Consider the following 23,859-nt stretch of genomic DNA (forward strand, 5'->3'; position numbering starts at 1 on the left):
GTCGGCGGCGTCGAGGTCTTAATGTCTCGGCTCAGGTCTCGGTCCCGTCTCGCGCGCACGACAGCACTCTTTGTCGGAGCGAGCCGATAGGAATGGAGACGGACAAAGCATCAAGTGACAGGGCATGACGTCGACACCGGGGACTCGCGAGGTGGCCTACCGGGGCCGACACCACAGAGGTCGTACCCATCCGCCCCGGGCGAATGGATCGAGCGTTGCGAGAGGTTAGACACGCGTGGCTGTTGTGGATGACCGCGGGCGCGGTCCCGCCGCCGGAGACCGCGACCAGGACAGGGGTCGGGGTGATGACGCTCTCCCCACCGAGGACTTCGGTCGCCAACCCCCGCAGGACCTCGCCGCCGAGCAGTCGGTACTCGGCGGCATGTTGCTGTCCAAGGACGCAGTCGCCGACGTCGTCGAGAAGATCCGAACGGCCGACTTCTACCGGCCGGCGCATCAAGCCGTGTTCGAGGCGATCCTCAGCCTCTACAGCAAGGGTGAACCGGCTGACGCGGTCACCGTTGCCGCCGAACTGGAGCGGTCGGGCGAACTCAAGCGCATCGGCGGCGCCCCGTATCTGCACACCCTGATCTCGACGGTGCCCACCGCGGCCAATGCCGGCTACTACGCCGAGATCGTGGCCGAGAAGGCCATCCTGCGTCGTCTGGTGACGGCCGGTACCCGCATCGTGCAGTACGGCTACGCGGGCAACGACGGCCAGGACGTGGCCGAGGTCGTCGACCGCGCACAGGCCGAGGTGTACGAGGTCACCGAACGCCGCCAGGCCGAGGATTACCTCCCGCTCGAAGAGCTCCTGCAGCCGACGATGGACGAGATCGACTCGATCGCCTCGCGCGGCGGTATCTCGCTGGGTGTCCCGACCGGCTTCGCGGACTTCGACAAGCTCACCAACGGTCTGCATCCGGGCCAGATGATCATCGTCGCCGCACGACCGGGCGTCGGCAAGGCGCTCGCCCTCGACACCCCGCTGCCCACGCCCACCGGCTGGACGACGATGGGCAAGGTCGGGGTCGGCGACCAGCTACTCGACGCCCACGGCCGGCCGACGACGGTGGTTGCGGCGACCGACGTCATGACCGAGCGTCCCTGCTACGAGGTCGAATTCAACGACGGTGCCGTGCTGGTCGCCGACGAGCAGCATCAGTGGGCGGCCGAGATCGACGGCGAGCGTCAGGTCGTCACCACGGCGGGTCTGCGCGCCCACGTCGGATGTGCCGTCATCCGCAACACCGCGCCACTCGAGTTGCCGCGCAAGCGTTTTGCCTATGGGCCGTACACCGTCGCCGCGCTCGCGGGAATGGCGTTCGACGATCCCGAGATCAGCATGCGTATCGACGCGGAAGGTCCCGTCGACGTCATGACGTTGATGGCCGACCTGGGTGGTCGCATCCCCTACGAGTACCTGCGCGGGTCGATCGCTCAGCGTCGCGCGCTGTTGGCCGGCCTCCTCGACGCGCGTGCCACCGTCGACGACGACGGGTGGATCACCGTGCCCGCCGCGACCCGGCACATGACCGGGGTCGTGGCCGATCTCGTTGCCGGTCTGGGCTTCAACTACAAGCGTTCGGCGACGGGCTGGTTGCGCGTCGACGCCGATGAGGATGTCTTCACCGTCCACCACAAGGCATTGCGGCACAAGGAACTTCGTCGTAATGCCGGTGTTCGCCGCGTCGTCGCGGTGCGGCCGGTCGACTCGGTGCCGGTGCGCTGCGTCGAGGTCGACAACGACGAACACCTCTACCTCGCCGGCGAGGCGATGGTCCCCACACACAACTCCACGCTGGCCATGGACTTCCTGCGGTCCGCGGCGATCGGACACGGCCTCACCGCAGCCATGTTCTCGCTGGAAATGAGTAAAACCGAGATCGTCATGCGTCTGCTGTCGGCGGAGGCGAAGGTCAAGCTGGCCGACATGCGTGCCGGCACCATGAGCGACGACGACTGGACCCGGTTGGCTCGTCGTATGGGCGAGATCTCGGATGCGCCGTTCTTCATCGACGACTCGCCGAACCTGACGATGATGGAGATCCGCGCCAAGGCGCGTCGTCTCAAGCAGCGTCACGATCTGAAAGTCGTTGCGGTGGACTACATGCAGCTGATGACCTCGGGTAAGAAGGTCGAGTCGCGTCAGCAAGAGGTCTCGGAGTTCTCCCGTCAGCTCAAGCTACTGGCGAAGGAACTCGAGGTTCCGGTGATCGCGATCAGTCAGCTGAACCGTGGTCCCGAGCAACGTACCGACAAGAAGCCGCAGGTCTCGGACCTTCGTGAGTCCGGCTCACTGGAGCAGGACGCCGACATGGTCATCCTGCTGCACCGCCCCGACTCGATCGAGCGCGACGACCCGCGCGCCGGTGAGGCCGACATCATCGTCGGTAAGCACCGTAACGGCCCGACCGCCACGATCACCGTCGCGCACCAGCTGCATCTCAGCCGGTTCGTGGACATGGCGCGGGGTTGACGCGGCGACTGCCGAAGTAGAGCGAAGCGAAGGCGACGCGGTTCGGCCACACCCGCAGCCAGAGAAAGCCGCTGCCTGGACGAACAAGGCGTCCAGAATTGGTACTCTGCTCACCGCAACTCGGAGGTTCACCGACTCTCTCGAGAGCTGGCCGGCACTCTCCACGGCGATGGGCGGCCGCGGAGGTGACTGCGCTGAACGCAGAGTGCTCGCGAAGGAAGGGAATGGCGTGTTCACCCGATTACGGCTGAAGAACTTCAAGGCATGGGAGGACACGGGCGACATCGAGCTGGCCCCGTTGACCGTGCTGTTCGGAGCCAACTCGTCGGGGAAGTCGAGCCTGCACCAGTTCCTGCTCATGCTTCAGCAGACAGTCGAATCGCCGGACCGCCGACGGGTCCTCCACACCGGGGACGACCGGACACCCGTCGATCTCGGTGCGTACGCGAGTGTGCTGCGCAACGGAAACATCGAGGCGCCCTTGGCCTTTGAGTTCGATTGGCGGCGTGATCGTCCGCTGACCGTGGATCACGAACACAGTCGAACCAGATTCCATGGCACCGACATGGGATTTCGTGCGGCGATCAGTGCAACTTCTGAGACACCACCGCGTTTGCACGTCGACAGCTACGAGTATCGCCTCACCTCGAGCGACTCCGGCGACACGTTGTCGCTGGGAAGTGCGCGTGACGCCGGCAGCGGAGACTACTCCGTTCATGCCGAAGGCATCGAACTGGTCAGGACCCTCGGACGACAGTGGCCGGTGTCGGCTCCCTCCCACTTCCATGCGTTCCCCGATGACCTACCGACTCGTTATCAGTTCCTCGACTTCGCCGCAGATCTCACGCTGGCGCTCGAGGAGCAGTTGTTGGCGGTCAACTACCTCGGGCCGTTGCGGAAACAACCCCGTCGGACGTATCGATGGTCCGGAGAAGAGGTCAGCCACGTTGGCTGGAGCGGTGAGTACACGGTCGATGCATTGTTGGCCGGCCAGTCCCGGCGGTACAACTTCGACCCCGAGCAGGAGACGAAGCACCTTCAAGTACTGGTCGCCGAGTGGCTGAGAACGCTGGGGGTGATCGAGAGCTTCGCGGTGACTCCGATCGGAGCCGGTCGTGACGAGTACGAGGTTCGAGTGACGACGCCGGGCAGTAGTCGGGAAGTTCTGCTCACCGATGTCGGGTTCGGCGTCTCGCAGGTGCTTCCGGTGCTCGTGGAGGCGTTCTACTCCGCCCCCGGTTCGACGGTTGTCGTGGAGCAACCGGAGATCCACCTTCACCCATCCGTGCAGGCCGGGCTCGCGGACCTGTTCCTCGCTGCGACATCGGCTCGTGAGAACGGGAAGCCGCGCAGCACGCAGTTCATCGTCGAATCCCACTCCGAACACCTGTTGCGGCGTCTCCTCCGTCGGATCGCCGAGGGAGAAGTCGACGCTGCCGATGTGCGGTGCTACACCGTGAACTTCGACGAACGGGGGTCGACCATCGAGGCGCTCGACGTCGACGAGTACGGGAACGTGCGGAACTGGCCCGCGAACTTCTTCGGCGACCCCGCGGCAGATCTGGTCGCCCAGTCACGAAGTGCTCGACGTCGACGCCAAGGCCGGTCCACATGAGCAAAGTGATCGACACCAACGTGCCGCTCGTCGTCAAGTTTCCCGACGACCGGCCGATCGCACTCGTCGAGGCGTGCGAGGAGATTCTCGAGGAGATCATCGAGAACGGGCTTCCTGTTGTCACCGATGAACTCGGCGAAATCATCGAAGAGTACTTCCACCAGCTCAGTCGCGGTGGACAACCCACCTTGGGTGATGCTTTCGCCAAGTACGTCTACGACAATCGCCACAGCTGGGACGAAGCGGTGCGACCAGACATCGAACCCGATACGACCACGCCGAACAGCTACGCGGTGCTCGGTGGTGACGATGCCGAGATCGACCCGTCGGACCGCAAGTTGGTCGCGGCGGCGAAAGTCGCCGGTGTCCCCGTCCTGCAGGCCACTGACACCAAATGGCTCAACTGGGGCGAGGTGCTGAGTCGCCACGGTGTGCGTGTCGAGTACGTCCACGAACCGTCGATCCGCGCCGCCTACCGTGCGAAGTTCGGGTGCGACGCGCCGTGACCGACTTCGTGCGATTCCCGTCGACCCCGTACCTCGTCCGGCCGCGGGGTGTCGACGTGCGCGACGACAAGGTGCTGGACGAAGCAGAGCGGGACGAGTTTCTGTCCGGTCCGTTGCACGTCGAAGAGAAGATCGACGGACAGAATCTCGGTATCTCGGGCGGCGAAGACGGTTTGCTGTTTCAGGCGCGCGGCAGCTATGTCCAGCCCGGCGGCCGCCACTTCCGCGGACTGTCCACCTGGATCGAGCCTCGTCGACGACGACTCGCCAGCGCGCTCGGCACCGAACTCGTCCTCTTCGGCGAGTGGTGCGCGATCACGCACAGCGTCAGCTATGACCAACTGCCCGACTGGTTTCTGATATTCGACGTCTACGAGAAGACGGCCGGACGATTCTGGGACCCAGAGATGCGCGATGCCTTTGCCGACGAGGTCGGCCTGTTCACCGTCCCGTTCCTCGCTGTCGGAGACTTCACCTTGGACACATTGACGGGGTTGATACAGCGGAGCCGGGTGGGGCATGAGCAGATGGAGGGTGTTGTCGCTCGCTCTGCGGCCTCCACCGGGCCGCAGCGGCGTGCGAAGCTCGTCCGTCCGGACTTCGTACAGCAGATCGATCGGCACTGGATGACCGAGCAGCACACAATGAACCGCCTTCGGTCCTCGGGGTAGGTCTCCGACGATGGCAGCACCATCGCGCTCGACTTACGCAATGGCCATCTGGTGCTGCAGTGCTCGTCGCTGACAGTGCGCGACGAACGCCGTCGCGCACCAGTTGCATCCCAACCGGTTCGTGGACATGGCGCGGGGGTAGTGCGCCGATGGACGGGGCGGATCTCCAACTTGTCGAGGTACATGCCGTGACCACGAGCCACATGCACGAGACGACCACCGTGACGCCCGAGCAGTTTCTTGCAGGACTCACCGACTTCGGACCAGGTCGGGAAGAACCTCAAGGGCCGGCTCCTCGCGGGCGTGCTCGGAGCCGTGGGCTCCCGCGTCCTGGGTAAGCAGTTCAGGAACTCTGTCGCCGCCATCGAAGTCGTGACAACGGAACGAGTGGATCGGGCACGTAGGCGGCGGTCATCCGACGCGTGACTGCTCGACGTCATCTCGGTCGCGCGACTTCGATTGAGGTCGCGGCGTCGAAACGATGTCTTCCGGTCGACGCCCGGTCAGTGTGCGTCGAAACCGGACGCGCGTAGGTCTCTGGACGGCGCTATGGGCCTACCCCCGACAATGGGTTAGGTGAACGAAGGATTCTTGTCCGCCCGATCGGTCTCCGGCCCCCGACGATGACCGCACCCTCGCGCTCGACCCAGGCGATGGCCATTTGGCTGGTGGGTCTCACGGTCTACTTCGTCGCGGTCCTGCAGCGGTCCTCGCTCGCTGTGGCCGGTTTGCTGGCGGCGGAACGCTTCGACATCACCGCGTCGCAGCTGTCGACCTTCGTCGTGTTGCAGCTGCTGGTCTATGCCCTGATGCAGGTTCCGGTGGGACTTCTGGTCGATCGGTTCGGGCCGCGTCGTGTATTGCTTACCGGCACACTAATTCTCACGGTAGCGCAGTTCAGCTTCGCCTTCGCCGACACCTATCCGTGGGCTCTGTCGTCCCGGTTCTTCGTCGGGATCGGCGACGCGATGACCTTCGTGTGTGTCCTGCGATTGGTCACCAGCTGGTTCCCGGTCCGTCGAATACCGTTGATGACGCAGCTCACCGGGGTGCTCGGTCAGCTGGGCGCTGTGGCGGCAGCGATCCCGATGACGTGGGCGTTGTCCGGCTGGGGATGGACCCGCGCGTATATCGCCACCGCGGGGCTCGGCGTGGTGTTGCTGCTGGCCACCCTGCTGGTGGTCCGAGATTCTGCGGAGGCCCGCTCGGTGTCGGGACCGATGCTCGGATTGGCGGGTATCCGGCAGAGCCTGGGTGAGTCGTGGTCTCATCCCGGCACTCGTCTGGGCTTCTGGATGCATTTCTCCACTCCGTTCAGCACCAACGTCCTCGGTCTCCTGTGGGGCTATCCCTTCTTCGTGGAGGGCCAGGACCTGAGCGCCGGCGCGGCCGGGCTCCTGCTCACGATCATGGTGTTGGCCATCATGGGCTTCGGGCCGGTGTTCGCGTGGCTGATCACCCGCTCGCCGTGGCACCGGTCGACGTTGGTTCTGCTGGTGATCGCGAGCATCGCGACCGCCTGGGCAGTGGTGCTGGCGTGGCCGGGTCAGGCACCCTTCTGGGTCCTCGTCGTCTTGGTGGTGGTCTGCGGGATGGGCGGTCCCGCGTCGATGGTCGGCTTCGATCTCGGCCGCACATCCAACCCGGCTTCGCGCACCAGTACCGCCACCGGGATCATCAATCAGGCCGGCTTTGTGGCCACCCTCGTCACCGCGGGTCTGATCGGTCTCATCCTCGACTGGCGCACCCCGGATGGCGTCGAAGGTTATCCCGCCGAAGCCTTCACCTGGGCGATGGCCGCCCAGTTCCTGCTCTGGGGACTCGGCGCGGCACAGATCTGGCGCTACCGCCGTAAAGGACGTGCACGCTTGTTGCGCGACGACCCCGAGCAGTGGTCACGCCAGTCCGGCCGCCCGGTTCCGGGACGCCGGTGAGGCGGATTGGGCATGATGCCCGGGCGCGAACATCGTCGTCACGGTCGCCGGCGAGTGTCGATGACGGGGACCGTCGTTCCGCTCCGGATGGTGTCATCGCCGGTGGCGATGGTCAGCCCGCGGCGGGTGGCTTGGGCGACGATCATGCGGTCGAACGGGTCGGATGGTCCCAGGCGAGCTGGTATCGGTTCCCCAGGCGTCGAGCTCGTCGTCGGGGAGTGGACGGTCGAATCGTCGGACCAGTCGAACGAGTCCGAATGGCCTGTACCCACTTCAACTCAGCAGTACCCACACGAACCGCAGCACGACGGCACTGATCCCGAAGATCGCGACGCCGACCAACCACCGGCGGGCACCACGAGCGGCTGCCGACGGATCGCGTCCTCGGCGCAGGTAGGTGTAGGCAGCCATGAGTGCGCACACCGACGCGATCACTCCGGTCGCGAGGACCAGCGTCAACATCACCGCATTCACGAGCTCGGCCCATCGTCGTCACACACCCAGACGTCGCTTCGACGATGCGACCTCGATCGAAGTCGCATCGTCGAAATGAGGTGTACCGGTTGGCGCCTCACACCACTCGCTTCAACTCCCCGGGGGTCTGGTCGTATCGGCGGCCAGTGCCGGCACCTCGCCGAAGCCGGCGACCAGGCAGTCGGCGAACAACTCCTGATCTGTCACCGCGGCACCGTCGGAATTGATTCCGAGGCAGGCGGTTCCGTTGTGCGTGATCATCGTGGCCATCATTGCGCAGCCGGGGAGCGGGCCGAACGGGAACAGCCGGATAGTCGACTGTCAGACGCGGCCATGTGCAGCTGAACGTGAGAACCTACGCTGACGCGCCGTACCCGGCGCCTCAGCGCGATGGCTCGGCCGGCGTCGTGGTCGACCAGAACGGGACGCACTTGGGGTTGTCGCCGAGCCCGCACATGTCGTTCTCGATGTAACTCGGCACGGTGGGCTGGGTGGTGTCGGCGTGCTGGTTGACCACGTTGTACCCGAGGAAGAAGACCAGCATCGCGATGTTGAACACGGCGCCGAGCGAGAGCACGCGGAGGAATGTACGTCCCCTGCGAATCTTGAGTCGATCGAGGCCGCGGTCGGTGATCATGCGTCCGCGCCAGTCTCGGAAGCAGTAGATCAACGCGCTCAATCCGACCATGCCGCAACCCCATACGAGTCCCTCGTACAGCGGGAACTGGTAATCGGTACCCGGGAAGAGTGAGATGCTGCCGCCGACCCACACGTAGCGGTCCACGCCTTGCAGGAGTGTGATCAGCTCGCCGATGACGTCCTGGGCGAACATCAGCACCATCACGAAGGCGATCAGTCCGGCTCGATTGATCCGGGGAACGTGCCTGCGCACCCATTTCAGGTACGCGTCGACTCCCATCATGTTCAGCGGCACGAAGAACAGATAGATCCCGACCCACCAGAAGATGGGCTGGGGATTCACGCCGCCGTTGTCGACCCAACCCGGGATGAACTCAGCCCAGGTGCCGAAGTTGGGGAAGTGCGAGTTGTAGGAGTAGACCGGACGAAGAGCGTTGACCAGCGGGTCCTGCCAGGCAGTGAGCATCCACGCCATCGCCACGATCGCCACCGGCGGAAGCTCGCCGTCGCGGATGCGTTTTCGCACGATCCACGTGACGAACACGATGCTGCCGACGATGCTCAGCCCGTCCCAGAAGTAGATCCACACCATGTTGGTGCCGTCGTCGGTACCGGGCATGACGCGTTGGAAGCTGTCCGACGTCACCCACCGGCCGAAGATGTAGAGCTCCAGAACGAGGAAGACCGCGCCGAGCCTGGCGAGCCACACGACAGCAGGCGAGTCTGGGCCCACACGGCCGAGCCGACCGCCGAACGGCAGTTCTGTCCGGTCTTCAACGGTATCGGGGGAATCCTTCGTAGTCATGGATCGGCCGGTCCCTCCTGGCGGCTGCCGCTCACGGAGCGAGCGGAACATACACACCTGTATGTTGGGAGCGACGGTACATTCAGTTAGCTCTTTGCGTCAATGCCCCAACCGGCTTTTAGGAGGGGCCGCCTTGGCGGAGTGCTCGTGCGAGCTCTGAATACATTGCGCGCATCTCGCTCTGATCGAGCGGCTGCCGGGTTACCTGGATCCCCGCCAGGGCGGCGATCGCGATGGCGGCGAACGCCGCGGCCTGTGTCTCCGGTATGCCGTGGCGTTGCAGCGACGCTGCCAGTCCCTGTCGGCGCAGTTCATCCACTCGACGCTGCGCTGTCGCCACCCGTGGCTCCACGGTGGCCCAGGCGCGCAACGCCGCCTCGGCCGCATGTGGCAACCCGATCGCCAGGTTGGCCTGCTCGTCGATCTGTGACCACAGATCGGGCGCTTCGGGCCGCGCGATCAGGTCGCGGCTGTAGCGCTCTTCCCAGTAGTCCAAGAACTTGGCCACGAAGTCGTCGAAGTTCTTGAAGTGGTGGTAGAAAGAGCCGCGGGTGGCGCCGAGACGCTCACACAATCCGGCGGCGGTCAGTGCGGGGAAGCCGGAGTCCTCCAGCACCCGCATCGCCTCATCGAAATAATCGCCGGCCGACAGTCGACGGGATGCGGAGTCGGTCACGGGTGCCCTCGGTTTGCCATGGGCGCCATGCTATCCGTCATATCCGAGGTCGTGGTCAACCCCGAGTCACCCCGGAGGTGAGGCCGCCCGAAAGCAGGGGGGACTCGGTCTCTTCAGCGCGATCTGTGGCAGCTGAAAGCGCTCGGGCCCGCCCTGGAGTGGCTGGGCCGCAACGTCTTCGGTGTCGACGCGATCCTCGATGTGAATTCCGAGAGCGGGGACCAGATGGCGATCTGGATCTACCTGTTCCTCATGGTGGTGGTCGCCCTTGTCGTCGCCGCGCTGTGGTCGATTCTGGATCGTCGCCGTCCCGACTACGCACGGCTGTGGACCTGGACGGCGCTGTTCCTGCGGCTCGCACTCGGGGGACAGATGCTGTTCTACGGTTTCGCGAAGCTCATCCCGTCGCAGATGGGTCCGCCTCCGCTCACGGTACTGCTCGAACCGTTCGGGGACTTCAGCCCGGCGTCGGTGCTGTGGCTACAGGTCGGGAGTTCGCCGGTCTACGAGATGCTGCTCGGCAGTGTCGAGGTACTCGGTGGCCTCCTGTTGTTCTGGACCCGGACGGCCACACTCGGGGCGATCATCAGTCTCATCGCAATGGTCTAGGTGTTCATCCTCAACATGCCCTTCGACGTCCCGGTCAAGATCCTGTCCTTCCACCTGGTGGTCCTCTCGCTCATCCTGTTGGCGCCGCATGTGCGGACCTGCTGGAGCTGTTTGTATTCGGACAAGCAGTGAAGCCGCTGACACCGACTGCACTGTTCAGGCGTGCCAGTTTCAACAGGTGGGCTGCGGGAATGCAGGTGGTGCTGGGCGTCTGGGTTGCAATCGGAGCAGCTCAGATCAGCTGGACCGGGTACCAGGAATACGGTGCCGGGGCACCGAAACCGGAACTGTACGGCATCTGGTCGGTGGAGGACTTCCGCGTGGACGGAACTCTGCTTCCCCCGCTCACGACCGACGAGAAGCGCTGGCAACGAATCGTTTTCGACACCGGCGGAGCGACGACCTTGCAGATGATGGACGGTGCGCTGGTGCCGGTGCCGGCCGACATCGCCGACGAGACACTGCAGATGCAACAGCCGCTAGCCTCGCTGGTCATCGAGCGCCCCGACGACGACACTCTGGTGCTGTCCGGCGAGCTCGACGCAACTCCGACCTCGATCGTCGCGCACCGTATGGACCACGACGCGTTGACGCTACGGAGTCGTGGGTTCAACTGGGTGCAAGAGGAGCCGTACTTCCGGTGCGCTGACGTGCTACGCGGGCACAACTACCACCGCCTCCGCCGTCGGCGGGCAGGGCGGTGATATGAGTGTGCGTGGCATCGTGGCTGGTATGTGCGTCCAGGCGAGTTAAACCGTCCTATGGATCGCGCCGCACGATAACGAGAAGGAGCAGTCTTGGCGACGATGAAAGCGGTGACGATGGCATCCGATTAGTCGGCTACCCAGCGCGGTGCAACCTTCGCGAGGGGACGCGGCTCATGTCCGACGTCAAGAGGCCGTTGCTGGAGCAGTTGGTCGCCAGAGCGTAATCACGCGGTGCTGTCGACCGGCCCGGACAAAAGCGGTGGTGAGGCGGACGGGCGTGGTAAGACGACGCCGACTTGCATCCGGCGGCGCAGGGAGTGCCCATCGGACCAAGACGCGTGGAGGTAGTGGTTAGATCGCTGTCGAGACTCAAGGAGGTCCCCATGCTCAAGGCTGAAGTTGATCGTGCAAAACGAGCTGTGAATACAGATCGCGTCCAGATCACCATTGGTGAAGTTGCCACAATGTATTCCGAAGAAGAGCTGAATATCCTGCCGGAATTTCAACGCCTTCATCGATGGAGTCAAGAGAAGAAGTCCAACTTTGTCGAATCCATATTAATAGGAATTCCTGTTCCTCCAATATTCGTATTCGAAAACGAAGATGGTGGCTGGGAGCTAGTCGACGGACTCCAGCGAATATCTACAATTCTGGAATTTATGGGAGTGCTTCGCGATCCCGACGATCCGACGGTCAGAAGGAGGAGCACGCTCGCAGCTACCAAGTATCTGCCTAGCCTCAGCAGTGTGGTGTGGCGGACGGAAGCCGACGAAGAAGTTGAGCTGGATAAGTCGCTACAGTTGTTCTTTCGACGTGCACGCCTCGACTTTGAGATACTAAAGCATCCGAGCGACCCAAAGACAAAGTACGATCTGTTCCAGCGGCTCAACCGCGGCGGGGCGTATGCGAATGAGCAAGAAGTTCGTACCTGTTCGATGGTGCTTGCTGACCACAGCTTCACTCAGGAGCTGAAGGATCTGTCGAGCTCATCAGACTTCGAAGAGCTGTTTGCTGTTACGCCTGACCAGCATAAGAAGCAACGTGATCTTGAATATTTGGTCAGGCTTATTGTGCATACTTTTATCGAGTTTGACCCCTCCATGGATATCGAAGAGTACCTGAGCAGCGGAATAATTACTGTTATTGAAAAAGGCGATCAGGAAGCCGCGATTGATACAGCCAGGTGGGTGATCTCGACGCTCTATGCAATCGGGTCCGGAAGCCTACTCCCACCCGAGTCGCCTAGTGAAAAGATCGAAGGAATCAACCGCAGATTCACCCTCCGCGCCCTTGAGGTTGTCGCGGTAGGAATTGCGAAGAACAAGGAGAAGATCCTAAAGAAGCCGAATCCGAACAGTTTTATTGAGTCGCGGATCGCTGAATTCTGGAGACAAGGAATAGTGAGGGAACTTAGTAGCGCCGGCACGCGGGGAACAACAAGAATTCAGAAGAGTGTTCCCTTTGGCGAGAAGTGGTTCGACCCGTCGCAAAATGCCGATGATTGACGACTACTTCGGCGCTATTGACGCTTCGCGTTCGCGTCGAGTGCGCGAGCTTTCTGACACTAAGTTGCTCCTTGGTACGTGGTCTGGCGTCGCGGATCCATTCGGTGTTCGTTCGAAAGCGATCGTTGTTCTCTGCTATTCACACTGGGAAGGCTTCTACAACGAGTGCGTTGACAACTACTGCGATTTTTTGCGTGCGTCGGACAAGACTGTGACGGATGTTGCTTGGGAGATGATGGTGGGTTCACTCGATCGACACTTCGAAGTGTTGCGGAGTCGGAATCATTCTAGGGCTGCCCGACGCGAGTTTGTTACTAGCCTTCGTACGACCTTGACCGCGAAGTTTGACGCTTTTGATCGGAAGTCGGTCAAGTCGCGCTCCAACCTAGATTGGGATAAGCTGACCGAGAATTTCTTGATTCTTGGGTTTGACACCTCGTCGCTGCTGCGACATCGGAATAGAATTCAGCACGAGCTGGTGGGTTGGCGTCATGCTGTTGCGCACGGCAATTCGCCAAACCTTGAGGCGCTCGATGTGGAGTCGCATATCGAGCTGACCGGAAATGTTATGACCATCGTGGCCGATACTTTCCAAGCCGCGATGGTAGCCCACATCTGAAGCCTGCCAAGCTAACATCGCGTCACCAACAAACCCCCGCATTGGGTGCGATGTCGACTGATTGAGGGCTGCTTCCGGGGCTTGAATCAGGAACATTCAGAGCATCAACAACCACACGAACCGCAGCACGATGGCGCTGATCCCGAAGATCGCGGTGGCGACCAGCCATCGGCGGGCACCGCGATCGGCGGTCAGCGGATCGCGCCCTCGGCGCAGGTAGATGAAGGCCGCCATGATCGCGCACGCCGATGCGATCACCCCGGTGGCGAGGACGAGGATCAGCATCACCGTGTTCATCAGCGCGCCCCATCGTCGCCACACTGCCAGAGCTCATTTCGACGTTGCGACCTCGATCGAAGTCGCAACGTCGAAATGAGGTCTGTGAGTTGGAGTCTCACACCACGCGCTTCAGTTCCCCGGGCACCGCGTCGTCGTCCGCCGCCAGTGCGAGCACCTCGCCGAATCCGGCGACCAGGCAGTCGGCGAAGAGTTCCTGATCCGTCACCGCGGCACCGTCGGAGTTGATTCCGAGGCAGGCGATTCCGTTGTGGGTGATCATGGTGGCCATCATGGCGCAGCCCGGGAGCGGGCCGAACGGGAACATGCGCTCGACCTTCGCACCGGCGACGTAGGTGTCCCAGGGGATTCCGGGGACGTTGCTGGCCTGCAGGTCGTTCTGGCTCGTCGTGCCACTGAAGCGCATGAGAACCGTGCCGGGTAGCCACGCCATCACCGATCCGAGGGTGTTGAAGATGTCGACCGCCGGTTCATGACGGGCCTGACGCACCTGCTCGCGGATGGTGAGCACGCGCTCGAAGGGGTCGGCGATACCGACCGGCGCGGCCAGGCGGCCCACCGCGATCCGGTTTCCGCCCGCGGGATCTTCGGGACGCCGCACCGAGATGGGAATCGCCACCGGCATCGTGTCCACAGGTGAACCCATCTTCTCGTGGTAGAGCCGGAACCCGCCGATGAGTCCGGCGAGGTAGACGTCGTTGACCGACGATCGGGCAGCGGTCGCGGCCGCCTTCAAGTCCGGAAACGGCACCTCGAAGGCGCTGAACCGCCACGACAGACTGCGGTGAGCCAACAGCGGTGATCCGGGCGGGCTCACCAGACCGGCGACCCTCGGGACCGAACGGCCATAGCGCAGAGCGGTGCTCAGCGCCTGACGCGGATTCGCCAGCGCGCGTATGCCGCGGAAGGTGGTGTCGATGCGATGCGGGACCCGTCGGACCTCCTCGGCGATCTGCCGTTGGAGCAGATCGAGCGGCGTGATGTTCACCGGGTCGGGGCTCGGGGGCTGCGGCTTCCTCGGATTGTGTTCACGCGTCGGCGAATGCAGTTGTGCCAGGCCGATGATCGCGCCCAGACCGTCGGTGAGTGCATGGTGCGCCTTCAGGAAGTACGCGGCCTTGCCGTCGGGCAAACCCTCGATCAGCGTGCCCTCCCACGGCGGACGGGCGGCGTCGAGTGCGGTCATCGCGAGCTGTTCGCAGGTGGTCAGCAGTTCTCGCATGCTGCCGTCGCCGCCCAGCCGGATCCGACGCAGGTGGTAGTGCAGGTCGAAGTCGGGATCGACCGCCCAACTGGGTGTTCCGGTGCCGAAGGGGGAGTCGACGACCCGCTGGCGGAAGCGCGGAGCCATCCGACTCGCCCACTCGTGGGCGGCGACCAGGCGATCCCAGTCCGGGTCGCAGTCGTAGATCTCCAGCATGCAGATCGTGCCGCGCATACGACGGTCGGTGTCACCGCGCCACATGATGGTGTCCACCGAACTCATGTGGGGGTCGCTTGCCCAGTCGAGGGGCCGGTCCAGGCCCTCTGCCAGATCGGGGTCGTCGCTCATCGGTCTTCCTCCGGTTGTCTGCGCAGCGACTCCACCGAGTCGTCGACGAACGACTCCAGCGGCCAGTCGGCGAGTGCCGTGATATACATCTGCCGCACCTCCTCGGCGCGGGTACCGATCTCGTCGGCGGTCCACTCGCTGGTGTCGACGGGTGGCAGGACCATCACCTCGACGGTCCCCGGTCTGATGAGTTGCGCACCGCGCCACATCAATTCACCGGTGTTGCGCAACACCACCGGGACGATCGGCACGCCGGCCTGCATGGCGATGTGGAACGGACCCTTCTTGAATCTCCCGATCCGCGGGGTCGGTGACCGGGTGCCCTCCGGCGCGACGATCAGCGACATGCCGTCATCGCGCAGTGCCTTCACGGCCGGTGCCAGTTGTTCGATGGCCTTGCCCCGGTTGGTGCGGTCGATGAAGACCAGTCCCGCCTGGCGCAGGATCTCGCCGAGGACCGGTACCCGCTGCACCTCCTTCTTGGCCACGCCGGTCGCATCCGACCGGACCAGGTTGATCATGACCGGGAGGTCCAGCTTCGACTGGTGATTGAACAGGAAGACGCACGGCCGGTCCGAGAACAGGTATTCGCCACCGTCGAGCACCTGGACATGAACGCCGGCCAAGGACAATCCGACGTCGTTACCGGTGGGGAGCGCTTTGACGAGGGCGTGCGGATCGCGGCGTACCACCCCCGCGGCCGCGCCCACGGCGGCCGCGCCGACGAACGACGCGTAGAACGCACCGGTCCGGGCCAGCATCCCGAAGCGGTTGTACGTGGGGTTCTTCAGATCGATGATCGGCCAACCGCGGGACTCCGCCTCGGCGCGCAGGATTCGGCGCGGCGATACGGCCGCCGGATTTCCCACGGACTCGAGGTAGGGGATGTCTTCGTTGCCGTCGCTGTAGGCAAAGGACGCGTCGAGATCGATGCCGTTCGCGCGCGCCAACTCTCGGACAGCCGCCGCCTTGCCCGGTCCCCACAGCGGACGTCCCTTGACGTTTCCGGTGACCACGCCGTCGACGACCTCCACGTCGGTGGCGAGCGCGAAGTCCGCTCCGATCTCGCGGGCGATCGGCTCGATCTGGAATCGCGTGGCCGACGACGCGATCACGATGGTGTGCCCCATCTCCCGATGGGCACGCAAGATCTGCCACATCTGGGGACGTAGCTTGGCCGCGGTCTCGTACTTGAAGAGGTGCTCGCCGAAGGCGATCAGCTCCGCATATGTCTTACCCGCGAACGTCGGTCTCGTGGCCGCGAGAACCTCGGCGTAGTCCTGCTCCGACACGACGCCGCGCAGACCGATCAACAGGAAGTCGGCGAGTTCCCCGAACCCGAACTCCATACTGCGCAACCGCGCCCGCATGATCGCGGCAGCGGAGAAACCCTCGATCAGCGTGCCGTCGTAGTCGAAGAGCGCGGCGACCTTCTTCCCCGTCGGCGCGGAACGGATCGCCCGCATGCGATCGGTGAAGGCGCTCATCACTCCTCCTCCCGCACGCCGACCGGCTGTAGGTCCTCGATCGCCGCGATACGCGCCAGGCGATCCCGCATCAGTTCGACCTCGTCGAGCCAGTCCTGGCGGGCGGCCCGCAGATCCACGACCTCCTCGCCGTGGATCAGACCGCGGTTGTCGGCGAGGCGGTAGGCCCCGTCGTAGAGATCCTTGGACACCGAGTCCTTGCTACGAAGAACGGCCTGCAGTGCCAGTTGCCGTCCGAGACCCAGGCAGTCGGCGATCAGGGCATCCTTCTCCTCGGCGGTGTTGCCCAGCTCCACCAGCTTGGTCGCGACCACCAGCTGGGCGTCGAAGAACGGTTGCAGCGTGCGCCGCGCGAGAAGTGCTCCGGTGTGACCGTGCAGCACCTCGTAGGTCCATTCCTGGCTGGGGGTGACCGCACGCCAGCCGGGAGCCAGGAGATCGAGTTCGATACCGAGGCGATGGAGGAACTCGGTCTTGGGCGGGAAGAAGAACTCGAACTTGAGGAGATCCCGGATACGGAGGGCCTCGCGCTGGGCCGCGGTCAGAAGATTCTCATCCGGAGCCGGCGGGGAACCGACGTGGTTGCTCCGAATCGGCGTGCTCCCGGCCTTCACCTCGCCCTCGGCCAGTGCGAGCAACCCCATCTCGACGATCGCGCGGTCGACGAAATGGTGCAGCGCGCCGTTGCGGTAGTAGGCGGCGACGGCCCGATTCTCGGGAACCACCGACCAGACCTGTTCGGAACCACCGTCGTAACAGGTCACCACGCCGTTCCCGGCCAGCACTCGCAGAGTTCGCACGAGCCCGACGCCGCGGCACAGCGCGGGATCGGGGCCGGGCAGTCCGCGACGTTCGATGTAGTCGAGCAGGGGAGCGAGTACGGCCTCGATCTCGGGGAGGGTGTACGCGCGATCCCGTGCGCCGAGTGCTGCGAAGCCGACCAGGGAGGTCGCCGTGATCGGCGTGGCCGCGTTGATCTCGTCCATCACACGGAAGGCGACCTTCTCCAGACGTGCCGGCCCTTCACCCGCTTCGTCCAGCGCCTCCCGCAGCGAGATCGGTGTGCCGAAACGGACTCGCGCGTCGCCGAGGTAGCTGCGCTGCGCCTTGGCATAGCGCAGCAGCCAGCCGACGCCCTCGGGTTTCTTGACCCCGCCCGCGTCCTCCGCGGCAATCGCGCCGACCTCCTGCAGCTGGTCGTAGACGATCGACGTCGGCACGATCGACACATCGACGCCGTCGAGCTGCCCCACCGCGTCGACGACGTAGTTCAGGAGCCCGAGCATCGGCTTGCGCAGCTTTCCCGTTCGGCTGCGACCACCCTCGATGTACCACTCCAGGTTGAACCGCTTCTCGATGATGTAGGCCAGATAGGACCGCATCGCGAATTTGTAGACCGGGTCCGAACCGAACTTGCGGCGGATGAAGATCATCCCCGCGCGACGGGCGATCGGTCCCACCGGCCAGAACGACAAGTTGTTGCCCCCGAGTACGAGATTCGGTGGAAAGTCGTTGTTACGCAGAACCTTCGCCAGCACCAATGGGTCGACGTAGGAACGGTGAGAGGGCAGGAAGATCAGGCCGGTCGACTTGTTCAGCGTCCGTAGCGAGTTCAGGGTGTCGACGTCGACCGTGACGTTCCACGCGCGTTCGTGGAGCCTGTTGAACGTCGCGGAGAAGATGTCGTCCATCAGCCTGCTCTGGGTGGCGACGAAACCCGAGAGCTTGTCGATTGCCTCGGAGACCACCGCATCGGTCGGTCGGCCCAGTTCGGCGGCGAGCTTGGCCGCCCCGCTCTGGAACCGCGCCGAGCTGCTGATCTGTTCGGCCACCAGCCGGGGGACCTTGTATCGGTCGCCGACGATCTGACGTTCCGCGCGTTCGGCCGACACCGATGCCTGGAGTCGGACGAACTGGTCGAAAGGCTCGCCCTCGGCCTGGTCGCGAGCTTGCCGTTCGCGAAGTTCGGCGATCGTGGCCGGTTCCCCCGCCACCACGCGCAGGGCGTCCGGACGGCGCCTGCGGATGATGGGCTGCATGAGTCCGAGGGGGCGCCGGGGATTCGACAGCACCAGCACGTCGCCGAGCGTGACCCGCCGCTCACCCTGGCGGACCGCAGGCAGCCAGACCGGCCGGACGGGTACGAGCAGCGTGCTGGGCGAGAGTGCATCGAAGTCGACGTCGGCACCTTGACGGATCTCGGCATCCGGGTAGGCCTTCGCCGCCCAATCGGTGACCGCTCGCATCTCGCACGACGTGCGGGCCTTCGTCAGGACCAGAACGGGATCGGACATCTGCATCACCCTCACGTCTCATCATCGACACCGCGCCGGTTTGCTTCCTGCCCCGGTGTCTCGCACGTCCCGTCGTCCCCACAGGGGATAGCCGCCGGGCGAACCGGCCGCATACCTCATTGTGACGTGGCCTACATCGGGCGGTGCGGGTTTCGGCGACCGCGGCAGGCGGCGGCAGCAGTCGCGACGGGGTCGCGCCGCCCGTCGCCGGCACGGTTAGGCTGTTCACGCTGCCTGGGGAGGGAAACATGGGGATTCGGTCGCGCGTGTTGTTGGCGTTGGGGGCATCGACGGCGCTGTTCGCAGCGCCCGCTGTCGTGGCGGATGCCGCGGTGCTCACCGTGACGTCGGGGATGGCGGTCAGCATCGACGACACCCTGGTCACAGCGAACAGTTGCACTCTCGGCGCGGTGATCTCTCGAACGAAGGCGCTGACCGCGGGGCACTGCGGCGACGTCGGTAGGCCGGTGTACGACCAGAAGGGACACCGAATCGGGACGATCACCGCCAACCGCATCGCGCGACAACTCGACATCGCGGTGATCCGCCTGGCGCCGCGTGTGTCCGCCCGGATCGACGCGGTGAACTGGGATGCGAAGTTCCACCGGGGTCAACTGGTCTGGAAGTCGGGGATCACCACGGGCTATGGAACGGGCAAGGTCACCGACCCAGCCGAGGTGCTGCGCACTTCGCACGGCGTCTCACTCACGCCGCCGTTCCTGACGAGCCACGACTCGTATTCGATTCAGACGAGTCTTCGGTCGGAGTCGGGAGACAGTGGTGCTGGTGTTCGGAACAGTCGTGGGCAGGTCGTCGGAATACTGTCGTCCGCAACCATCGAGGGAACCGTCGTCGTCCCCGTGTCACGGTTGCCGCGCGCGCTGCGGTAGGAGAAGACGCAGATCCCAGGTGCTCTCAGCGGGTCCGCCGCGCGGCGAGGACCTTCTCGCGGACCTCGACGGGCCAGATGTTCCGCGCTGGTGCGACGGCATCCACAGCTGAGAGGATCGTCGCGGTGCGCGCCAGCGACCGCCGATCGGCCGCCGATACGGTTATCCCGAGATGCGTTGCCGCCACTGGATGTTGGATCGCACGGACCGCCCCGGAGGGGAGGTTGCGAAACAGCCAGTAGTCCGGGCGGAGGAGCTGTGTGCGGTACCAGCCCATGCCGGGGTCGGGGTCCAGCTGAGTGGCGAGAGCGTCGTCGAAGTACTCGTCGAACTCGTGCAGCGTCGCCGGCATCGCGCGCGCCGAGATGCCGAGGCGCCCGTACCATTCGCAGGTCTCGGCATACAGCTTCTCGCGGTCGTCGGCTCCGAGTCCGCCGAAGAACACGTCCACACAGGTGAACAGGGCGTCGACATAGGTGGCATGCTCGAAGAAGAAGACGTCGGGGTTGAGTGCGTGATACCTCTGCCCATCAGGTCGGTGGCCGTGAAAGTGGTCGTGGCTGTAGCGGATCAAGCGTACGGCGTCGAAGTCGTCTTCGTAGGCGGACCTGACGATGCATGGCGCGGTCCGCTTCTTGTGGATGAACACGCGGTTGGAGACCATCGAGAACTCGTGGGTGGCGGATGCGATCGAGGGATGGAGCATCTGCAACGACACCGCGCGGCAGATCGACATCACGAATCGGCGGTCACCGGCATAGCGCCACAGAAGCGAGTGTTCGTCGAGTGTCATGATCGCCATCCTTCGTCCGGCACATCCCCCAAATCTGGAAACGGAGGTTATCAGATATCGGGAGCGCCATCGACGGCGGTGGTGATCATGTCCCGGAAACGACGAAACGCCCCATCTGACCGGAGTCGGATGAGGCGCTTCGTGAAGTCAGGTGTGCTTAGAGCGCGCTGACGTTGGTTGCCTGGGGGCCCTTGGCTCCCTGCTCGACGTCGAATTCGACGCGCTGGTTCTCCTCGAGGTTGCGGAAGCCGCTACCGGTGATGGAGGAGTAGTGGACGAAGACATCTGCGCCCTGGTCGTCGGGTGCGATGAAGCCGAAGCCCTTTTCGCCGTTGAACCACTTGACGGTTCCCTGTGCCATACTGCTGTACTTCTTTCTTCAGTTCAGCAGCCACCAAAACTGATGACCGCTCGACAAGTGTGGCACAGAAAATGTGTCCTGGGAAACGGTGGGTGCGAATTTTCACAAAACAGGTGCACAATGGCGGTTTTGCGGGTCGCGTCAGTCCGTCTGCTTCGGCAAACGGATGACGGTGGTGGGTTGGCTTGGTTCCACCAGTGTTCGGCGCGTCGGGGGTTACTGATGGTCGAACGGCCGGGTGTGGTCGAGGTCGATCTGCCGGGCCGCCGCGCTGCATCCGGGGAAGGTGCAGCACAGTTCGCCCGGCGTGTGTCCCGTGCGCGGGCACTCCAACGTGCAGGGCGACCGGACGGTGGCTATCTGGGAGAAGATGCCGGACGCCTTCCTCGATGCGCTCGACACCGAGTTCGGCATCCGCTCACCCCGCCGTCACGGACTCGACGCCGTCGACTCGATCCGGGGCATACGAGACGGGCGCGCCGCGCTCGTCCTGCCGTCGCTGGACCGCACGGACCGAGACGTGCGGAAAGGGCAGCGCCAGCTGGTCCCCGTCGAGCATTCGATGTCGGTGGTCCACCTGGCCTGAAACCCGACTTCAACGCTCGGGTACGGCAACCCGACGGGTTCGTCCTCCCCGCACCCCGTGATGAGCACCGGTTCGAAACCGCAAGCGGCAAAGCGCGGTTCGCGGTGAACGAGCTGCAGTGGGTACCGGTCCCCGAAGGACGACCGGTCCTTCAGACCATGCGCAGCCACGACCAGTACAACACCACGATCTGCGGACTGTCCGACAGGTATCGGTGCGTGGACGGTGGACGGCGCGTGCTCGTCATCAACGCCGCGCTCGTGCCTCTCGACCACGTCGCCATCGACTCGAACACCCCCGCCTCCAGGGCGGTCCGATCTGACCGGCAATCGAACAGAAGTCGCCACGCACCTGGGTCGTCGATCCGTCATCGCAGACCGAGCAGCTCGAGGCTTGCTCAGCAGGTCAGGCCATGTGCAGGAATATCCCCGGTCCGGGCGTGCCTTGAACCGAACACGGTCGTGCATCCCTCGGGCTCGGTTGCGCCATCATCGGCGACCCGGTGCCGAGGTACGCCCTCGTCTCGCCGCAACGAAAGGACAGATCGCGTATGACAGTCCCGAACATCACACTCAACAACGGCATCACCATTCCGCAGTTGGGCTTCGGCGTCTTCCAGGTTCCGCCGGAGGACACGCGGGCAGCAACGCTGACGGCCTTCGAGGTCGGCTACCGCCACATCGACACCGCCGAGATGTACGGCAACGAGAAGGGCGTCGGTGAAGCGCTGCGCGATTCCGGCCTCTCCCGTGACGAAGTCTTCATCACCAGCAAGCTGAACAACGGATTCCACGACTTCGACGACGCGCTCAAGGCGCTCGACAAGACGAACGCCGATCTCGGGATCGACCAGGTGGATCTGTTCCTGATCCACTGGCCGCTGCCGGAGGTGGGCGACTACGTCCAGACGTGGAAGGCTCTGGAGAAGGCCTACGCCGACGGCAAGGCCCGTGCCATCGGCGTCTCGAACTTCCAGCAGGCGCACCTGCAGCGTCTGTTCGACGAGGCCGACGTGGTTCCTGCGGTGAACCAGATCGAGGTGCATCCATATCTGTCGCAGAACCCGTTGCGTGTCTTCAACTTCGAGCACGGCATCGCCACCGAGGCGTGGTCGCCGATCGCGCAGGGCAAGGTCGTCGACGACCCGGTCATCGCGAAGATCGCGGAGGCCAAGGGACGCTCGGCCGCCCAGGTCACGTTGCGGTGGCACATCCAGCGCGGCGACATCGTCTTCCCCAAGTCGGTGACGCGCTCCCGCGTCGAGGAGAACTTCGCGCTCTTCGACTTCGAGCTGTCCGAAGACGAGGTCTCGGCCATCGACGCCCTCAACGCCGATGCCCGTATCGGTCCCGATCCGGATACGTTCAACTACGTGCCGGAGTGACCGTCGCGCCCCTCGTCAGGGCAAGCGGTCAGCAATGGGTATCGTTGAGCGAAACCCATTGCTGACCGGCCGATCAGGGAACCCGGAGCGATGCCCGCAGCTGGGCGAAGCGGAACAGCGCGGGTTCCCCGACCACCGACTGGTATCGGTCGACCACGGCGGCGACGAACGCATCGATCTCCGTGTCGGGTAGTCGGCTGGTCCAGTCGGAGGCGCCCACCGCGAACCAGGCACGAAAATCGTCGACCGAATCGAATTGCCAGGACAGGTCTTTCACCGTCAGGTCGTCGACGGTGAACCCGGCCGCCTCGGCGAGGTGGCCGAAATGGGCCGGTTCGACGTGAACGTACGGTGCGCGGAATCCGTCGAAAGCGGGGGCCCAGCGCGAATCGGTCGCGACCTGCATCGCCACGTCCTCGATGCTCGGGCGCTCGGTCGCGCAGACCATCTGCAGCACCGCGCGTCCGCCGTCGACGAGACTTCTCCCGATCTGTCGCAGCGCCTCCCCCTGATCGTGGACCCAGTGGAGGGCGTTGAAGGAGACCACGATGTCGAAGTCGTGGTCGAACGGCAGCGCCAGCACGTCGTCGACGTGGAACTGGACGCGCAGCATGTCGAACGGCACCCGGGCCAGGGCACGGTCGATCATCCGGTGCGAGGCGTCGACCCCCACCACCGAGCCGTCGGGCAACCGTTCGGCCAGCAGCATCGTGATGAAGCCGTCCCCACATCCGACGTCGAGGAGTCGCTCGTCACCTGCGAGCGCGAGGCCGGTGATCGACTCCTCGGCCACCATCCGCTGCAGGCCGCTCACCTCCGCGTACCGTTCACCGTCCCAGTCGACCATCGCATCTCCCGTCGTCGAGCATCGGCGTTCATGGTCCACCGCCGACCGCGCCGGGACATGGCATTCGCAACATCCGTGTGCTCCTGCGTGCAGGTTTCCATCCCGCGCGACCGCTTCCCAGCCGCTGAT

The 23,859-nt window shown here is 64.3% G+C and carries 21 protein-coding genes and 2 pseudogenes; 12 read left to right on the top strand and 11 right to left on the bottom strand.

Going from position 1 to position 23,859, the window contains the following annotated elements; all coding sequences use genetic code 11:
• The first annotated feature begins 235 nt into the window (after positions 1-235).
• From dnaB to NWF34_RS15065, 5 genes are all read left to right on the top strand, one after another.
• On the top strand, positions 236-2,479 hold the full coding sequence (gene dnaB, locus NWF34_RS15040) for a replicative DNA helicase (protein WP_024499107.1): 2,244 nt from the start codon (positions 236-238) through the stop codon (positions 2,477-2,479).
• A 229-nt stretch (positions 2,480-2,708) separates the two neighbouring features.
• Positions 2,709-4,094 carry a DUF3696 domain-containing protein gene (locus NWF34_RS15045; protein WP_024499108.1) on the top strand — a complete coding sequence of 462 codons (1,386 nt, stop codon included), beginning with the start codon at positions 2,709-2,711 and terminating at the stop codon, positions 4,092-4,094.
• The gene (locus NWF34_RS15050) at positions 4,091-4,600 is read left to right on the top strand and encodes a hypothetical protein (RefSeq protein ID WP_024499109.1); all 510 of its coding nucleotides are present in this window, start codon (positions 4,091-4,093) and stop codon (positions 4,598-4,600) included. The genes NWF34_RS15045 and NWF34_RS15050 overlap by 4 nt, the downstream gene beginning before the upstream one ends.
• Positions 4,601-4,656: 56 nt before the next feature.
• Positions 4,657-5,271: an RNA ligase family protein gene (locus NWF34_RS15055; RefSeq protein WP_198362481.1), complete on the top strand. Its 615-nt coding sequence runs from the start codon at positions 4,657-4,659 to the stop codon at positions 5,269-5,271.
• A gap of 623 nt (positions 5,272-5,894) precedes the next feature.
• Positions 5,895-7,205 (top strand): nitrate/nitrite transporter, encoded by a 1,311-nt coding sequence (locus NWF34_RS15065; RefSeq protein WP_375295675.1) that lies wholly within the window; start codon positions 5,895-5,897, stop codon positions 7,203-7,205.
• A 273-nt stretch (positions 7,206-7,478) separates the two neighbouring features.
• Here the strand turns inward: NWF34_RS15065 and NWF34_RS15070 are convergent, their stop codons facing one another.
• The 4 genes and pseudogenes from NWF34_RS15070 to NWF34_RS15085 all read right to left on the bottom strand — a co-directional run bounded on the left by NWF34_RS15070 (position 7,479) and on the right by NWF34_RS15085 (position 9,799).
• Positions 7,479-7,667: a hypothetical protein gene (locus tag NWF34_RS15070; protein ID WP_258325398.1), complete on the bottom strand. Its 189-nt coding sequence runs from the start codon at positions 7,665-7,667 to the stop codon at positions 7,479-7,481.
• 109 nt (positions 7,668-7,776) lie between these two features.
• A pseudogene (locus NWF34_RS15075) lies at positions 7,777-7,988 on the bottom strand (hypothetical protein); the annotation flags it as partial.
• A 73-nt stretch (positions 7,989-8,061) separates the two neighbouring features.
• Positions 8,062-9,027 (bottom strand): spirocyclase AveC family protein, encoded by a 966-nt coding sequence (locus NWF34_RS15080; RefSeq protein WP_258325399.1) that lies wholly within the window; start codon positions 9,025-9,027, stop codon positions 8,062-8,064.
• 214 nt (positions 9,028-9,241) lie between these two features.
• Positions 9,242-9,799: a TetR/AcrR family transcriptional regulator gene (locus NWF34_RS15085; protein ID WP_024499114.1), complete on the bottom strand. Its 558-nt coding sequence runs from the start codon at positions 9,797-9,799 to the stop codon at positions 9,242-9,244.
• 225 nt (positions 9,800-10,024) lie between these two features.
• Here NWF34_RS15085 and NWF34_RS15090 point away from each other — a divergent pair, with 225 nt between their 5' ends.
• From NWF34_RS15090 to NWF34_RS15105, 4 genes are all read left to right on the top strand, one after another.
• Complete coding sequence (locus NWF34_RS15090) at positions 10,025-10,408, top strand: hypothetical protein (RefSeq protein ID WP_258325400.1); 384 nt, start codon at positions 10,025-10,027, stop codon at positions 10,406-10,408.
• 191 nt (positions 10,409-10,599) lie between these two features.
• On the top strand, positions 10,600-11,112 hold the full coding sequence (locus tag NWF34_RS15095; protein ID WP_258325401.1) for a hypothetical protein: 513 nt from the start codon (positions 10,600-10,602) through the stop codon (positions 11,110-11,112).
• Positions 11,113-11,498: 386 nt separating this feature from the next.
• The gene (locus tag NWF34_RS15100; RefSeq protein WP_258325402.1) at positions 11,499-12,620 is read left to right on the top strand and encodes a DUF262 domain-containing protein; all 1,122 of its coding nucleotides are present in this window, start codon (positions 11,499-11,501) and stop codon (positions 12,618-12,620) included.
• The gene (locus NWF34_RS15105) at positions 12,613-13,239 is read left to right on the top strand and encodes an MAE_28990/MAE_18760 family HEPN-like nuclease (protein WP_258325403.1); all 627 of its coding nucleotides are present in this window, start codon (positions 12,613-12,615) and stop codon (positions 13,237-13,239) included. Before NWF34_RS15100 ends, NWF34_RS15105 begins: the two co-directional genes overlap by 8 nt.
• 96 nt (positions 13,240-13,335) lie before the next feature.
• Here the strand turns inward: NWF34_RS15105 and NWF34_RS15110 are convergent, their stop codons facing one another.
• The 4 genes from NWF34_RS15110 to NWF34_RS15125 all read right to left on the bottom strand — a co-directional run bounded on the left by NWF34_RS15110 (position 13,336) and on the right by NWF34_RS15125 (position 18,875).
• Positions 13,336-13,536, bottom strand: coding sequence for a hypothetical protein (locus NWF34_RS15110; RefSeq protein WP_159404709.1), 201 nt, complete (start codon positions 13,534-13,536; stop codon positions 13,336-13,338).
• A gap of 97 nt (positions 13,537-13,633) precedes the next feature.
• The gene (locus NWF34_RS15115) at positions 13,634-15,088 is read right to left on the bottom strand and encodes a wax ester/triacylglycerol synthase domain-containing protein (RefSeq protein ID WP_258325404.1); all 1,455 of its coding nucleotides are present in this window, start codon (positions 15,086-15,088) and stop codon (positions 13,634-13,636) included.
• Positions 15,085-16,575, bottom strand: a complete 1,491-nt coding sequence (locus tag NWF34_RS15120) for an HAD-IB family hydrolase (protein WP_258325405.1) — start codon at positions 16,573-16,575, stop codon at positions 15,085-15,087. The genes NWF34_RS15115 and NWF34_RS15120 overlap by 4 nt, the downstream gene beginning before the upstream one ends.
• Entirely contained in the window at positions 16,575-18,875 is a 2,301-nt protein-coding gene (locus NWF34_RS15125) for a glycerol-3-phosphate 1-O-acyltransferase (protein ID WP_258325424.1), read from the bottom strand. Before NWF34_RS15125 ends, NWF34_RS15120 begins: the two co-directional genes overlap by 1 nt.
• 242 nt (positions 18,876-19,117) lie before the next feature.
• Here NWF34_RS15125 and NWF34_RS15130 point away from each other — a divergent pair, with 242 nt between their 5' ends.
• Complete coding sequence (locus NWF34_RS15130; RefSeq protein ID WP_258325406.1) at positions 19,118-19,759, top strand: S1 family peptidase; 642 nt, start codon at positions 19,118-19,120, stop codon at positions 19,757-19,759.
• Between the two features lie 25 nt (positions 19,760-19,784).
• On the opposite strand, the gene NWF34_RS15135 is transcribed toward NWF34_RS15130, so the two are convergent.
• Positions 19,785-20,552, bottom strand: a complete 768-nt coding sequence (locus tag NWF34_RS15135) for an oxygenase MpaB family protein (RefSeq protein WP_024499121.1) — start codon at positions 20,550-20,552, stop codon at positions 19,785-19,787.
• A 157-nt stretch (positions 20,553-20,709) separates the two neighbouring features.
• Complete coding sequence (locus NWF34_RS15140) at positions 20,710-20,913, bottom strand: cold-shock protein (protein ID WP_004020476.1); 204 nt, start codon at positions 20,911-20,913, stop codon at positions 20,710-20,712.
• 280 nt (positions 20,914-21,193) lie between these two features.
• On the opposite strand from NWF34_RS15140, the pseudogene NWF34_RS15145 reads away from it, so the two are divergent.
• Positions 21,194-22,053: pseudogene (locus tag NWF34_RS15145) on the top strand (molybdopterin dinucleotide-binding region); the annotation flags it as partial.
• The gene (locus NWF34_RS15150; RefSeq protein WP_024499123.1) at positions 22,050-22,883 is read left to right on the top strand and encodes an aldo/keto reductase; all 834 of its coding nucleotides are present in this window, start codon (positions 22,050-22,052) and stop codon (positions 22,881-22,883) included. The pseudogene NWF34_RS15145 and the gene NWF34_RS15150, both read left to right, overlap by 4 nt.
• 73 nt (positions 22,884-22,956) lie before the next feature.
• Here NWF34_RS15150 and NWF34_RS15155 read toward each other — a convergent pair whose 3' ends face one another.
• Positions 22,957-23,730: a trans-aconitate 2-methyltransferase gene (locus NWF34_RS15155; RefSeq protein WP_258325407.1), complete on the bottom strand. Its 774-nt coding sequence runs from the start codon at positions 23,728-23,730 to the stop codon at positions 22,957-22,959.
• Positions 23,731-23,859 lie beyond the last annotated feature (129 nt).

Origin of the sequence: Gordonia sp. GONU, from assembly GCF_024733855.1 — a bacterium.
Classification (GTDB): Bacteria; Actinomycetota; Actinomycetes; order Mycobacteriales; family Mycobacteriaceae; genus Gordonia; species Gordonia amicalis.

What these genes read in the sequence shown, in the direction of transcription:
- NWF34_RS15100 (WP_258325402.1), top strand. Translation starts at nt 11,499, where the DNA reads ATGCTCAAGGCTGAAGTTGATCGTGCAAAACGAGCTGTGAATACAGAT.
- NWF34_RS15065 (WP_375295675.1), top strand. Translation starts at nt 5,895, where the DNA reads ATGACCGCACCCTCGCGCTCGACCCAGGCGATGGCCATTTGGCTGGTG.
- NWF34_RS15125 (WP_258325424.1), bottom strand. Translation starts at nt 18,875, where the DNA reads ATGCAGATGTCCGATCCCGTTCTGGTCCTGACGAAGGCCCGCACGTCG.
- NWF34_RS15130 (WP_258325406.1), top strand. Translation starts at nt 19,118, where the DNA reads ATGGGGATTCGGTCGCGCGTGTTGTTGGCGTTGGGGGCATCGACGGCG.
- NWF34_RS15155 (WP_258325407.1), bottom strand. Translation starts at nt 23,730, where the DNA reads ATGGTCGACTGGGACGGTGAACGGTACGCGGAGGTGAGCGGCCTGCAG.
- NWF34_RS15140 (WP_004020476.1), bottom strand. Translation starts at nt 20,913, where the DNA reads ATGGCACAGGGAACCGTCAAGTGGTTCAACGGCGAAAAGGGCTTCGGC.
- NWF34_RS15135 (WP_024499121.1), bottom strand. Translation starts at nt 20,552, where the DNA reads ATGACACTCGACGAACACTCGCTTCTGTGGCGCTATGCCGGTGACCGC.
- NWF34_RS15050 (WP_024499109.1), top strand. Translation starts at nt 4,091, where the DNA reads ATGAGCAAAGTGATCGACACCAACGTGCCGCTCGTCGTCAAGTTTCCC.
- NWF34_RS15110 (WP_159404709.1), bottom strand. Translation starts at nt 13,536, where the DNA reads ATGAACACGGTGATGCTGATCCTCGTCCTCGCCACCGGGGTGATCGCA.
- NWF34_RS15105 (WP_258325403.1), top strand. Translation starts at nt 12,613, where the DNA reads ATGATTGACGACTACTTCGGCGCTATTGACGCTTCGCGTTCGCGTCGA.
- NWF34_RS15095 (WP_258325401.1), top strand. Translation starts at nt 10,600, where the DNA reads ATGCAGGTGGTGCTGGGCGTCTGGGTTGCAATCGGAGCAGCTCAGATC.
- NWF34_RS15115 (WP_258325404.1), bottom strand. Translation starts at nt 15,088, where the DNA reads ATGAGCGACGACCCCGATCTGGCAGAGGGCCTGGACCGGCCCCTCGAC.
- NWF34_RS15150 (WP_024499123.1), top strand. Translation starts at nt 22,050, where the DNA reads ATGACAGTCCCGAACATCACACTCAACAACGGCATCACCATTCCGCAG.
- NWF34_RS15070 (WP_258325398.1), bottom strand. Translation starts at nt 7,667, where the DNA reads ATGTTGACGCTGGTCCTCGCGACCGGAGTGATCGCGTCGGTGTGCGCA.
- NWF34_RS15090 (WP_258325400.1), top strand. Translation starts at nt 10,025, where the DNA reads ATGGCGATCTGGATCTACCTGTTCCTCATGGTGGTGGTCGCCCTTGTC.
- NWF34_RS15120 (WP_258325405.1), bottom strand. Translation starts at nt 16,575, where the DNA reads ATGAGCGCCTTCACCGATCGCATGCGGGCGATCCGTTCCGCGCCGACG.